The organism is Bifidobacterium sp. VU/mBH4 (B4) (assembly GCF_058199535.1).
Genome location: NZ_JBVPQJ010000009.1, coordinates 1 through 13,110 on the forward strand (window position 1 = coordinate 1; position 13,110 = coordinate 13,110).

Genomic DNA, 13,110 nt, shown 5'->3' on the forward strand with positions numbered 1-13,110 from the left:
TCAAACGAACACCCCTTCAAATCCAACCTATCCTGCTGATACTCACCCATCCCATACAAACACTCATCATCAGGAGCCAGGAATGAGGCCACCGCCGATAGAGCACCGCCGCCGACTGGCTCGTATTGGCGGGCTTTCAGATTCAAGGAACCACCCGAAGGCATTTCACGGAAGAGGGTCTTTCCGGCATCATCCAAGAAAGTCAACGAGCACCGACTCTGGATACCGCCGGCACCTGCGTTGAATACCTGCTCGATGGTCAATCTGACAGTCAAGGCGCCATTAACCAGTTCGGCAACCGAGCCGTCCTGGCTGACGGTCACTTTGGGGTGTCCACTGGAAGTCAGTTGGTTTTTGGGCAGCAGAGCCCAATCGGTGTCGAAGATCCTCTGTAACTTAGAGGCCCTGACACGAACACTATCGTCACCCCAAGGCTCGACCTGCAGGCACTCTCCATCGCCCTTCCAACTGATGATTCCACCCCTGACTGTAAATGATGAAAACATGCGCTCGTCCTTCCCTTCCTGCGCGAACTTCCTTGTCACCAACCCCCTGCATTTATCACAGGCGGAATCGTTCCTGATCGCTTCGCTTACCAATGCACCGACTGCGCAAGACCCGACGTCAGCGTCTGCGACTGGATTCTTGAGGAACCACAATCGGTACCGATTTAGTGAACCGGTTCAACTAAATAGTATAGTAATGCGTTCCTAACAACTTCGCAACTTTTGGTGAATCGGTTCAAAGATTAGATATTGAACCTTCTTCATGCCAGGTGGTATCTACTAAGGTAGTACGTGGCTCACTATCCGGGTGCTCGATCCGCCAGAGCAAAGTATCCACCACAGCCGATGCAATGTCCCTGGTATTAATAGTTACTGTGGAAACTGGCATCCTCATCTTTTCATAGACCACATCAGCCAAGAGGACAGCGACTGATATGCCTCCGGGTACCGCCACCTCTTCCTGCGTCAGTTCCATGCGAGCCCCGACGGCCATCTCCTGATCTTCGACGATCACGCCCGTAACGCCAGGATGCCGCTGTATGGCCCGCCGTAGAGACCATCCGGACTGACCGCCAAACCACTCTCGTTCGATTCTTAGACCGTTGCGCTCAGCTTCCATGTCGGCGGACCGAGCAAAACGGAGAGAATAGTTCAGGGGGTTCGGATCGTTCGCATCAAAGCTAGAGATCAAAAGAATACGTCGATGTCCATTGAGCGCAAAATGGGTGACCAGGTCGGCTGCTGCTTGCTCAAAATTCGTATCAACTACATCCATGCCGCCGGTCTGCTCGGGCATTCCAAAAAGAACTGTGGGGATACCGGCTGCGAGCGCAGTCGCCACTCGGTTATCATGGCTGTTGACATCCATGAGAATGAGCCCGTCGATCTTCCGCGCCAGAGCCGCATCTTCAATTTCCTTGCGTCCATCCTCATCAACCATCAGGAGGAGGTCATACCCAAGCTTTCTAGCATGGCTCGAAAGTCCAGTGAAGTAGATTCCCTTTAAGAGGGGAGATGAGACAACATCTTCAATATCGGAGGTGGCCACGCCCAGAGTCATAGTGCGGGAAGTAGAAAGAGCGCGAGCGGAATGGTTAACGGTATACCCGAGCTTTCTCATGGCTTTACGAACCTTGTCAGTCGTCTTTCTGCTGATTTTCGGGTTACCAGATATAACGTAAGAGACGGTGGTCTTTGATACGCCAGCCTCACGGGCAACATCAAGTATATTAACCATGCGTACTCCCAAAATCCATACCCTAAAAGACGGCCCCAGAAGTCCTAGACCTCGGTTCAACAGTATAGGGGTCAGAACGACGTATGTAGCTTCTCCCATGGTCCGCTTACCATGACGCTCAAATCAAATCGACCTATTGCTCAAGTCACTCATATGACCCCTTCAGTCTGGACTGTGGTCTGCAAAGCGATTTTTATGCCTTTTCCAACTAGGCCACGATCACAAAGAGAATAATCGCTTACTTACGTGAGATCCTTGAGGGCCCCATCCGTATGGGCGGTATCTATACTAATCAGACTTTTTCATGTCCAAGGAAAATCTACAGGTTTCGGAACTAATTAGTGGGGGGGGGGGGGGAGGTGACCGTATACTATTTTTTTGGAAAAGCCCTCATATTGTTCGTATGCATATGAAGCCCTTGGAGCGAGCCAGTCAGCAGAGACATCATTCTAGACTTGTTGACGCATGCCTTTTAAGTTATATTTTCACCATAGAATCGTGCACCGATGAACCTATCAATGCAGGACTTACGGATTGGTTAAAGATTCCGCTTCGGTTGCGACACTCATACAAATCAAAAATCTTAGCGAACATAGGTCTCAACGCCCTACTCACCAAGTTCTTTTATTGCTGCATCCTGTCATTGGCCATTTGATACCAAGCGATTTCGTATCCGACACTTGCTCGGCACTCAAACCTCCCGTGGATGTCCCTGGACTTTAATCTGTATCTGAGGCCCGGAAAGCCGTTCAAGTCTCACCTCATCCCTGGTCACCACCACTTGAAAGCGAGTATCCCTTACTTGTAGCTGATAGGTGAGCGATTCCCACTCCTTGGGCAGGCGGGGGTCAATACTTAGCCCGGTTCCGCCGGTGTCCCGCAGGCCACCGAAGCCGCAGACCAGGCTGGACCAGACGCCTCCGCAGGCAGCCAGGTGGATGCCGTCGGTCGTGTTGGCATGCAGATCGTCCACGTCCGTAAACAAGGACCGACGGAAGTACTGCATGGCCAGCTGGTCATGCCCCACCTCGGCGGCGAGGATGGACTGGGAGGCTGCTGACAGGGTCGAATCCCCAGTGGTCAGCGGATCATAGTAGTCGAAGTCGGCCCGCTTCTGTTCCGGAGTGAACCAGGAGCTGAGCAGGTAGAGAGCCATGACTACGTCGGTCTGCTTGAGCACCTTGTGCCGGTAAATGACCAGCGGATGGTAGTGCAGCAGCAGGGGCCTGGCCGTGAACTGGTCGAAGTGCCAACGGGGTCGCTGCATAAATTGAGCGTCCTGGGCATGGACTCCCTCCTGATCATCAAAGGGGACGAACATGGCTTGAGCTGCACTGGACCATTTGTCGGCCTCACCATCGTCGAAGTGCAGCCTCTCGCGTATGCCGCCGATCAGATCTGGATGCTTCTCGCGTAGGTGCTGGTAGGCCTTGTAAGCGGCCAGGAGGTTGAACCGGGCCATCTGGTTGGTGTAGAGGTTGTCGTCAACCAGGACCGTGTACTCGTCTGGGCCGGTCACGCAGTGGATGTGGAAGCGGCCGTCCTCCTTGTAACGCCCCAGGCTCATCCAGAGACGGGCCGTCTCCACCAGGATGTCGATGCCCTCAGCCTGCAGAAAGTCTTCATCCCCGGTGACCTGCACGTACTGGGCCACCGCGTAGGCGATATCGGCATCGATGTGGTACTGGGCCGTGCCCGTGGGGAAGTAGGCGGAGGCCTCCTCACCGTCGATGGTCCTCCAGGGGAAGAGGGCGCCGTTCAGGTTGAGTGCGCAGGCCCTGCGCCTGGCGGCAGGCAGCATCAGATAACGGTAGTGGAGGACGGCTCTTGCCCGAGCAGGCGCCGAGTAAATCAGGAAGGGGAGAATGTAGATCTCGGTGTCCCAGAAGTAGTGGCCGCTGTAGCCGGATCCGCTCAGACCCTTGGCGCCCACGCCGTTCTCGATCTGGGCCGTGGACTGGGCCAGCTGGAACAGTTCCCAACGCACCATCTGCTGGGTACGACCCCCATCGTCGGCCTGGATGCGGATATCCTGACGCTCCCAGAACCGATCCAGCCATTCCCGCTGACGCCGCTCCAGCTCCTCCACAGAGAGGGTGCTGACCTCCTCCAGCCGATCTCTGCAGTCCTCGACCAGATTCCTGGTCCCCTCGCCGCGGGTCTGCACGACCAGACCGTTGCCGCTGGTGCCAGCCGGAAGAATAGGGTGGCTGCGGTAGACGGCATAACGGACCAGACGGGTGGAACCGCCCTTGGGCACGTCCATGCGCCATCCGGAGCCCTCGACAGGCCGGCCATCCCTGAACTGCCGGACACCAAGGGCCAGGCTGAGCCGTGAATTATTGCAGCGAAAGACCCTGCAATCCGCGCTCAGCTCACCGTAGACCGCATTGTCCAGCACCTCGTGGATGCCACAGCCGTCCACAAAGGTCGACTTGCGGGGGTCACTGGAGTTGACATGGCGGGGGTTGTCGGCGTTGACCGGGCCCTCGACCACCACAGCCATGTCCCTGTCGGGCGACTCAACGGTCAGCGTGCAGACGCTCAGGCTGCGGTCATAGAGGCAGACCATGCGGGTGAGCACGGTCTTCAAGTGGATGCCGTGGCCCAGATCGTACAGATTGGTGGTGGTCGCGATTCCGGTTCGGAAGTCCAGACGCTGCGTGGTCTTTTCCGGCCTGCCCAGGGGCAGCCCTTCCACCTTGAGGGTGAAGTCCGAAGCATCGGGCACTCCCTGAATCAGCTGCCCTACCTTGGCATATCCGTAGGCGCTTTCGGGGTGGGCTATTCGGAAGGTGTCATGGAAGCCGCTCAGGAAGGTGCCGTTGCCCAGACAGCGCTCCCCGCCACCTTCGCCCCTGACACCGACAGAGCCGTTGGTGACCGAGAAGACTGTGGCGCTGACGGCATCGGGCTGCCCGATCTCGCTCAAGCCCCACTCTTCTACAGGGAAGCGATCCTCATCCAGACTGGGATCCTCCCCCTGCCCACGCTCGCCGGCATCGTCGTCGATCAGCTCGATCAGCTGATCCACCACCAGGTCCGCACCCGCCTTGAGCAGCTGCTCGCGGCCGGCGCCCCTGTTCACGCCCACGACCAGGCCAAACCTGCCCGCATGACCAGCGGCCACGCCGGAGAGGGCATCCTCGACCACAACAGCATCCTCATTGCGCAGGCCCAGCACCTTGGCCGCATAGGCGTAAGTGTCCGGGTCCGGCTTGCCCTGAAGGCCCATCTCGTCCTTGAGATTGCCGTCCACCACTGTATCGAAGTATCCGGCGATTCCTGCGGCCTGGAGGACCTGAGCCGTGTTGCGCGAACTGGACACCACAGCCAGGCGCTTCTTGTCAGCGCGCAGGTGCCTGAGCAGATCCACCGTGTCCGGGTAGGGATCGATGCCTTTCTGCTCCAGCATCCGCTCAAAGGTCATGTTCTTACGATTGCCGTATCCGCAGACGGTGTCCAGCTGCGGATCGTCATCCGGGTTGCCCCAGTCCAGCTCGATGCCCCTGCTGCGCAGCAGGGCATCGACACCGTCATAGCGGGGCCGGCCATCCACATAGGCGTAGTAGTCCTGCTCCGTGTAGGCCGGAACGTTCCCGGGCAGGACCTGATCGAACAACGCCTTCCAGGCGGCCTTGTGCAGGATGGTCGTGGGCACTAGTACACCATCCAGATCGAAGAGCACGCAGGCGAATTGGGCAACCTTCATGGTTACTCATCCTATGGGTCTTCCATGACGAAAGAACCCGGCGGTTCGAAGAACCGCCGGGCGAGAAGAGAGAGAAGAAGGGGTTCAGTTATCGGGGCCGCACGACCCCCATCGGCCAGTACTTCAACCGACAGAACAAATATAACCAGCGCTACCTTGGAGGAAGTGCCCGAAAACCTCAAAGTTCTCTGTGAATCAGGAATGCCGTCCCGGGCGCGTCGACCGTCACTTGCCCTGGTCGCCCGCCAGCTTGGCCTGCTCCGCCTCGAATCGGGCGCGCTCTTTGGCCTTGCGGCGGTTCAGCTCCTCCTGGAAGCGGTCCAGCTCCTCCTGCACGGCTTCCTTGGGAATGCGCGGAAAGATAGGTGTGGGCCGATCGATCGGCGTGCCGTCTATGAGGGGCTCGCGCGCCCAAGGATGGACCGTCTCCCCCAACCGGTAGTCGCCGGTGATGATGGGATAGTGGAAGTCGGACCGATCCAGATCGTCAACCTCCTCGACACGGGGCAGGGGCGAGAAGGTGCCCTTGCCGCCCATGGTCTCCCAGACCCGCTGCGAGGCATGGGGCAGGAAGGGGGCCAGCATGGTGTTGGCGTCTAGTACGGCCTGGGCTGCGGTGTGCAGGACGGCAGCCAACCGATTCTGGTCATCCTTGATCTTCCAGGGCTCCTGGGCGGAGATGTACTTGTTGATATCACCCACCAGAGCCATGGCTTCGACCAGGGCGGCCTTCTGCCGATGGTGCTCGATCAGAGAGCCCACGGTGTCGAAAGCCTGCAGGCTGCGGTCCAGCAGGGCAGCATCCTCCTCGGTCAGCCAGTCCTCCTCGATGCGGGGGATGCTGCCGAAGTCCTTGTTGAGCAGGTTGGCCACGCGGTTGACCAAGTTGCCCCAGGATGCGGCCAGCTCCTCGTTGTTGTGCCGGACGAACTCAGCCCAGGTGAAGTCCGAGTCCGAGGTCTCCGGCCCAGCGATGGAAATGTAGTAGCGGACTGCATCGACCGGATAGCGTGCCAGGATGTCCTTGACGTAGATGACGATGCCCCGCGAGGAGCTGAACTTCTTGCCCTCCATGGTCATGAACTCGCTGGCCACCACCTGCTCGGGCAGGTTGAGCTCGCCGTAGGATCCCGGCTGTCCGCCCTTGGACCCCTGGCCGTTGTAGGCCAGAATCTCCGAGGGCCAGATCTGCGAGTGGAAGGTGATGTTGTCCTTGCCCATGAAGTAGTAGCCCAGGGCCTTTGGGTCGTTCCACCACTTGCGCCAGGCCTCGGGGTCGCCCTGACGGCGGGCCCACTCGATGGATGCCGACAGGTAGCCGATGACGGCGTCGAACCAAACGTAGAGCTTCTTGTTTGGGTCATCCACCCAGCCATCCACAGGCACGGGAATGCCCCAGTCGATGTCGCGGGTGATGGCTCGCGGCTTGACCTCCTTGAACAGCCCCAGGGAGAAATTGAGCACGTTGCTGCGCCAACCCTGGCGGGTCTTCAGCCAGGCCAGGTTGGCCTCAGCCAGAGCGGGCAGATCCAGGAAGAAGTGCCTGGACTCCTCAAACCGGGGGGTCTCCCCGTTGATCTTGGATACGGGGTTGATCAGCTCGTCCGGATCCAGCTCGTTGCCGCAGTTGTCGCACTGGTCGCCGCGAGCGCCGTCAGCACCGCAAATGGGGCAGGTCCCCTCAATATAGCGATCGGGCAGGGTCCGGCCCGTGGAAGGCGATATGGCCACCTTCTGCTGGCCTTCATAGATGTAGCCGTTGGCCCGGCATTGGCGGAAGAGCTCCTGCACCACCTTCTCATGATTGCCGGTCGTGGTCCTGGTGAAAAGGTCATAGCTGAGCCCCAGATCGCACAGATCCTTGACAATGACCCGGTTGTAACGGTCAGCGATCTCCTGAGGGCCCACACCCTCGGCGTCAGCCTCCACCAGGATGGGAGTGCCATGCTCGTCCGTTCCCGAAACCATAAGGACATCATTGCCCTTCATGCGTTCGTAGCGTGCGTAGACGTCCGAGGGGACGCCGAACCCAGCGACGTGGCCGATGTGACGGGGCCCATTCGCGTAGGGCCAGGCGACGGAAACAAGGATATGACTCATACCAGCAAGATTATCGGCTCAGGCCTACAATCCCCCTGCTCGTCCACAGGACTGCCGTCGAACAAGCAGATTATCCACAAGTGCACAAATTTGGCCCTCCCTCAGGCAAATTCGGGACCAGCCGTTTACAGTCGAACCATGAATCGAGAACACGTCCTCGGGGGAGTGACGTGGACGCCTACCACTGCCTATGGCGCCAGCCACACCCTCAGAGCTACAACAAAGCCGCCAGGCCGAACACCACACGCAGACACCGCTCAACAGTGGCCCGGACCACCAGCCGGAGCAGCGCCGATGCGCACCCGCGGCCGTCCTCCTACGACCGAACTTGGGGCCCTGACACCCGATCCCAAACCGCTGCCCAGTCTGATCCAAACCGGAGATCTGCCCGGCCCGCTCAGTCTCAGCCTGTTGGTGAATGAGGGGATCGTAACCTGTCTGGACCGATCCTGCTGCTACCTGAACGAACAGGCTGAGGGACTCTACGGTCGCGCCTCCATCGTCATGCCCATGGTCCCTTACGGCGCAGCAGCATGCGGCGGACTGGCGCTTTGGATATGGATCAACGGCCGTTTCCCCGACACGCTGGACATTATCTCCAACTCCCACTTCCGCACGCCGGTTCACGGCAGGCCTCTGCACCCCCACCAGCGACAGCTGGATGCCCGCTATCTGATGAAGCTTGGGAAACTTTGGGTGACTTCGCCGCTCTGGACGGCCTGCGATCTGGCCTGCGATCCCTCGGGCCAGTGCAACGGAGAAGAGACCATAGCGGTCTTGCATGAGCTCATGGAGCGATATCAGGTCAGCTGCGGATCCTGTGAGGCGCTTCTGTCCTCCAACCCCCGCTGGCCTGGCCACGCTCAAGGGCTGGAGACCATAAAAAGACTCAAGGCGATCCTATGAGTCTGCCAGTGAGGGACGCCCGAGGTGCACATGGCCATCATCGGCACCGAGGCAGGGTCCGGGGCCATCGTGGGTCCTCTGCCACTGAACGCATGGTCCGGCTCATGACTGCCATCAGCAGCCGGTCGCGATCCTCAGCAGAAGACGATTTAAGCCAAGACGAACCCGACAGCGTCCAACCCATGGCCGAGATGCGCGCCCCACCACCAGAACCTCCCCTGGTGCCCACGGCGCTGATGGCCACAGACCCCGCGACCGACCCGAGCATCCTCTGGACCATCGCCCGAGAAGAGCCTCAGCTGCGCCGGTGGCTGGTAGCCAATCCCGCTGCCTCGCCAGCCCTGCTGGAGACCATCTCCCAGCTGGGCGGGCCCGGTGTGCGCAGAGCACTGGAGGTGTTACTGAATGAGGGGAGCGGGAATCAGTCCTCTTCATCCTCTTGAACGGCCAAGGCATAGATCCGCTTGCGATTGGGCAGGCTGCCATCAGCCAGAGGGTGCTCGGCAGCTACCCGCGCGATGGCCTCCTTGAGACGCAGTCCCTCGGTTCGAGCCAGATCACGTGCCAGAACCGCCAGCTGCTGATCATCCATGGCCTCAGGATCATTGCGCCTGGCCTCCAAGGCGGATGCACCAGCCACGACCAGGACCATCTCTCCCCGGGGAGGATCCTCCTGGAGGGAACGCACAATTTCACCGACTGTGCCCCGCCGAATCTGTTCATGTTCCTTGGTCAGCTCCCGGCAGAGGGCCATGAGCCGGTCGGGGCCGAAGACCTCCTGAAGGTCCTGCATAGCCTGATCGATGCGGTGGGGCGTCTCGTAGAAGACCATGGTCCGCTCCTCGCTGCGCAGGGTGCGCAGATGCCGCAACCGCTCCTGATGCCGACGGGGAAGAAACCCCTCATAGCAGAATCGGTCGGTCGGCAGACCGGAGAGGGCCAGGGCATCCAGCACGGCGCTGGGGCCTGGGGCACAGGTGACCGGTATGCCTCGCTCAATAGCCCGCCTGACGATGGCCATGCCCGGATCGTTGATGGTGGGCATGCCCGCATCTGAGACCACCAGCGCGCAAGCTCCGTCACGCACCTGATCCAGGATGGGATCGGCCATCCGCCGCTCGTTATGATCGTGATAGGCCATAACCTTGCCGCCTACGCGCACCCCCAAACGATTGGCCAGATCATAGAGCCGCCGCGTGTCCTCTGCTGCCACCAGGTCCGCCGACTGCAGGAGCTCCACCAAGCGTGTCGAGGCATCGGCGACATTGCCTATAGGCGTGGCCGCCAGCACCACTGTTCCACGTGAAACACTGGGCGAAATCGACCCTCCATGGCTTTCTCCACCCTGTATATGTCCATCGCTCCGGCCATTCATGCTGCTCATGCCTTCAGTATGGCCTAATCTAGGGGTGATGACATCTTTGGCAGGGCTTTCTTCGCAGCATCGCTCCTCCAGACACGGCAGGCACGCCGCCCACCGGTCCGGTCGCCCTGCCATGCTGTCCATCTTCAGCACGCCCAAGGGTCACCACACCAAACGAGGGATCACGATACCCAGGCTCTCCCGTAGGCAGAGCAGCTGGCTGGCCTGCATACTCATGGCTCTTCTGGGCGGGCTTCTGCGGTTTGTACGGCTGGGCAGCCCTCGGGCCATCGTCTTCGACGAGACATATTACGTCAAAGACGCCTGGACTATGCTCATGACCGGCGAGCCGCGCAACTGGCCAAAAAAAGCCGGCCCCCTTGACCTTCCCATCGACCAGCTCTTTGCCCAGGGGCATACAGGCGACTGGCTGCCCCAGGCCGAATACGTGGTTCACCCGCCGGTGGGCAAGTGGTGCATCGCTTTGGGTCTCAAACTGTTCGGCGGAGCCGGGAACCCCTTCGCTTGGCGAGTGGCCACTGCCCTGGCGGGCACCATCGCCATCCTGCTGCTCTGCCGAGTAGCCCTGCGCCTCTTCCATAACCTGCCCATCGCCCTGACAGCTGGCTTCCTCATGGCTATCGATGGTCTAGGCATCGTGATGAGCCGTACCGGCCTGCTGGACAACTTCGTCATGATCTTCGTCCTGGGAGCTTGGCTGTGCCTGATGGGCCATCGGGACTGGGCGCGGATCAGGCTGCGACAATCCTGGGCCAAGGATCAGGCTGATTTCCGTCTGCACTACCGGGTGAAGGTCATTCAGTCACATGGACAGCAGGGACAGCAAAGCCGTGTCGAACTGCCTGTGGCCACTACCGGCCCCTTCATCGCCTGGTCCTGGTGGCGGACAGGAGCCGCCCTGCTCCTGGGCCTGGCCACCGGCACCAAGTGGTCAGGCGCCTATTTCTTTGCCGTCTTCGCCCTGATCTCAGTGCTCTGGGACGGTTGGGAACGCCATCAGGCAGGATACGGATCCTGGCTGCAGAGCGCCGTGTTCAGGGACGGGCTACCGGCGGCCCTGCTTATGATCCCCGTCTGGGCGGGCACCTATCTGGCCTCCTGGACGGGATGGTTCCTGCACGGCGATTCCTTCATGCACAACTGGGCGGCCCAGCACCCTGGCCAGGGTCTGACCTGGCTGCCGGAGGGACTGCGGTCCCTGGCTGAATACCACCGGCAGATGTGGCACTTCCACACCACCCTGCATACCCGCCATCCATATATGGCCAATCCCCTGACGTGGCCCCTGCAGATCAGACCCACCAGCTTCTACTGGCAGAAGATCACAGGCTTTCCCGGCTTGTGCGGACTGGCCAAGGACTCCCCCTGCGTGGCTGCTGTCACATCCTTGGGCAATCCCCTGACCTGGTGGCTGGGCAGCATCTGCATGGTTCTCGCCATCGTCATCGCCGTCGTGGTCAAGCACGGAGATTGGCGGATCTGGGGGGTCTTGGCAGGCATGCTGGCCGGCTGGCTGCCCTGGATCCAATACATGAACCGGACCACTTTCACTTTCTATTCCATCGTCATCCTGCCCTGGATGATTCTGGCAATCTGCTATGTGGCCAACTGGCTACGGCAGAATTCGGACAGCGTCCTCTACCGGCAGACCATGATCATGGGCCTGACCCTGCTAGGCCTGACCTCAGTCTTCTTCTACCCGCTGTGGACCGCCATGCCCATCCCCTATGACTTCTGGCGCATGCACATGTGGCTGTCCAGCTGGATCTAGGACAAAGGAGGCGGCCGGACAGGGACGCCCGACCGCCTCGCAGCAACGTTTGTATGCCGTCGTGCTCAGACTGCACGATCATGAATGATCTGCGCGTACCGCAGACCGGAATCCTTCCAGATCCTCTCCTGGGTGTCATAGTCGACCCTAATCAGCCCAAAGCGCTTGGTGTAGCCCAGGGCCCACTCAAAGTTATCCAGCAGGGACCAGGCGAAGTAACCGGTCACCCGGGCACCTGCATGGATGGCTCGGGCCACGGCACGCAGGTGCTCCTCCAGATAGGCCACACGCTGGGGATCGTGCACCCCTTTGCCGCCAGGGAAGGATGAATCCAGGCTGACCTGGTCCTCCCAGGCAGATCCGTTCTCGGTGATCATAAGATCCAGCTTGGGAAAACGGCCGGAGACCTCCATGAGCAGATCGGTCAGCCCCTGAGGCTCCTGGTTCCAACCCATGGCGGTCAACGGCCCCTGAGGAGGCAGAGTCTCGACCATATCCTGGGCGGGCATGGGGTTGCGCTCGGAACCAGCGCCGCTTCGACCCCGCACGTGGTTGGTTGAATAGTAGTTGATGCCCAGCACGTCCAAGGGCTGATGGATCTGTTCCAGATCACCGTCACGAACAAAGCTCCAGTCAGTGAGGCCCTCGGCGGCATCATGGATGCGTTGGTCATAGGTGCCGGCCAGCATGGGGCCCAGCCAGACCTCGTTGGCGAACAGGTCAGCCCGGGTCTTGGCCGCCAGATCCGCCGGATCGTCGCTATTGGCCCGGTTGACCTGCAGGTTCAGGGTCACCGATATGCGCGCCCTGTCACCCAGTTCGGCACGAATGGCCTGGGCTCCCAGCCCATGAGCAAGGTTCAGATGATGGACTGCTGCCAGAGCCTGCCCGTAGTCGCAGATGCCTGGAGCATGGCCGCCATTGCCGTAACCCAGATAGGCCGAGCACCAGGGTTCGTTCAGGGTGGTCCAAGTCTGCACCCGATCGCCCAGAGCCTTGGCCAGGACGGCTGCATAGTCGGCATACCGTTGGGCGGTGTCGCGGTTGGCCCAGCCTCCAGCCTCCTGCAGGTACTGAGGCAGATCCCAGTGGTAGAGGGTGACGACAGGTTTGATGCCGTTTTCCAGCAGCATGTCCAGCACCCGCCGGTAGTGGTCCAAGCCAGCCTGGTTGATGGCACCGCCTGCCTGGGGCACAATACGAGGCCAGGCTACAGACAGCCGGTAGGCCCCCACCCCCATCTGCTTCATGAGCGCAATGTCCTCCGGGTAGCGGTGGTACTGATCACAGGCGACATCGCCATTGGATCCATCCGCTATCCTTCCTGGCTGCCTGCAGTAGACGTCCCAGATGGAGTCCCCCCTGCCGTCCTCGTGCGCCGCACCCTCTACCTGGAAGGATGCCGTTGCCGTGCCCCAGGTGAAGTCCTCAGGGAAGGCGAGCCGTTCGTCATTGACCATATGTCCACTCCTCCATTGTGTGACCCTTCCTGCC

8 protein-coding genes and 1 pseudogene are annotated in these 13,110 nt (G+C 60.2%); 3 read left to right on the forward strand and 6 right to left on the reverse strand.

All coding sequences use genetic code 11. From position 1 onward, the window contains the following. The 4 genes and pseudogenes from AC0AII_RS08450 to metG form a co-directional block, all read right to left on the reverse strand. Positions 1 to 506, reverse strand: a pseudogene (locus AC0AII_RS08450) (glycoside hydrolase family 31 protein); the annotation flags it as partial. 235 nt (positions 507 to 741) lie between these two features. Continuing rightward, a complete protein-coding gene (locus AC0AII_RS08455) occupies positions 742 to 1,743 on the reverse strand; it encodes a LacI family DNA-binding transcriptional regulator (protein WP_490446807.1) in 1,002 nt (333 codons plus the stop codon). 691 nt (positions 1,744 to 2,434) lie between these two features. Continuing rightward, the gene (locus tag AC0AII_RS08460; RefSeq protein WP_490446808.1) at positions 2,435 to 5,455 is read right to left on the reverse strand and encodes an HAD-IA family hydrolase; all 3,021 of its coding nucleotides are present in this window, start codon (positions 5,453 to 5,455) and stop codon (positions 2,435 to 2,437) included. A gap of 225 nt (positions 5,456 to 5,680) precedes the next feature. Next, entirely contained in the window at positions 5,681 to 7,555 is a 1,875-nt protein-coding gene (gene metG / locus AC0AII_RS08465) for a methionine--tRNA ligase (RefSeq protein ID WP_490446809.1), read from the reverse strand. 294 nt (positions 7,556 to 7,849) lie between these two features. On the opposite strand from metG, the gene AC0AII_RS08470 reads away from it, so the two are divergent. After that, positions 7,850 to 8,461, forward strand: a complete 612-nt coding sequence (locus tag AC0AII_RS08470) for a hypothetical protein (RefSeq protein WP_144085242.1) — start codon at positions 7,850 to 7,852, stop codon at positions 8,459 to 8,461. Next, complete coding sequence (locus AC0AII_RS08475) at positions 8,458 to 8,904, forward strand: variant leucine-rich repeat-containing protein (RefSeq protein WP_490446810.1); 447 nt, start codon at positions 8,458 to 8,460, stop codon at positions 8,902 to 8,904. The genes AC0AII_RS08470 and AC0AII_RS08475 overlap by 4 nt, the downstream gene beginning before the upstream one ends. On the opposite strand, the gene rsmI is transcribed toward AC0AII_RS08475, so the two are convergent. Further along, a complete protein-coding gene (gene rsmI / locus AC0AII_RS08480; protein WP_490446829.1) occupies positions 8,883 to 9,836 on the reverse strand; it encodes a 16S rRNA (cytidine(1402)-2'-O)-methyltransferase in 954 nt (317 codons plus the stop codon). The genes AC0AII_RS08475 and rsmI overlap by 22 nt on opposite strands. Positions 9,837 to 10,059: 223 nt before the next feature. Here rsmI and AC0AII_RS08485 point away from each other — a divergent pair, with 223 nt between their 5' ends. Next, positions 10,060 to 11,616 carry a dolichyl-phosphate-mannose--protein mannosyltransferase gene (locus AC0AII_RS08485; protein WP_490446830.1) on the forward strand — a complete coding sequence of 519 codons (1,557 nt, stop codon included), beginning with the start codon at positions 10,060 to 10,062 and terminating at the stop codon, positions 11,614 to 11,616. A 65-nt stretch (positions 11,617 to 11,681) separates the two neighbouring features. On the opposite strand, the gene AC0AII_RS08490 is transcribed toward AC0AII_RS08485, so the two are convergent. Next, on the reverse strand, positions 11,682 to 13,076 hold the full coding sequence (locus AC0AII_RS08490; protein WP_490446811.1) for a GH1 family beta-glucosidase: 1,395 nt from the start codon (positions 13,074 to 13,076) through the stop codon (positions 11,682 to 11,684). Positions 13,077 to 13,110: the final 34 nt, after the last annotated feature.

Coding starts and splice junctions, on each gene's coding strand:
- AC0AII_RS08455 (WP_490446807.1), bottom strand. CDS start 1,743: ATGGTTAATATACTTGATGTTGCCCGTGAGGCTGGCGTATCAAAGACC.
- AC0AII_RS08460 (WP_490446808.1), bottom strand. CDS start 5,455: ATGAAGGTTGCCCAATTCGCCTGCGTGCTCTTCGATCTGGATGGTGTA.
- metG (WP_490446809.1), bottom strand. CDS start 7,555: ATGAGTCATATCCTTGTTTCCGTCGCCTGGCCCTACGCGAATGGGCCC.
- AC0AII_RS08470 (WP_144085242.1), top strand. CDS start 7,850: ATGCGCACCCGCGGCCGTCCTCCTACGACCGAACTTGGGGCCCTGACA.
- AC0AII_RS08475 (WP_490446810.1), top strand. CDS start 8,458: ATGAGTCTGCCAGTGAGGGACGCCCGAGGTGCACATGGCCATCATCGG.
- rsmI (WP_490446829.1), bottom strand. CDS start 9,836: ATGAATGGCCGGAGCGATGGACATATACAGGGTGGAGAAAGCCATGGA.
- AC0AII_RS08485 (WP_490446830.1), top strand. CDS start 10,060: ATGGCTCTTCTGGGCGGGCTTCTGCGGTTTGTACGGCTGGGCAGCCCT.
- AC0AII_RS08490 (WP_490446811.1), bottom strand. CDS start 13,076: ATGGTCAATGACGAACGGCTCGCCTTCCCTGAGGACTTCACCTGGGGC.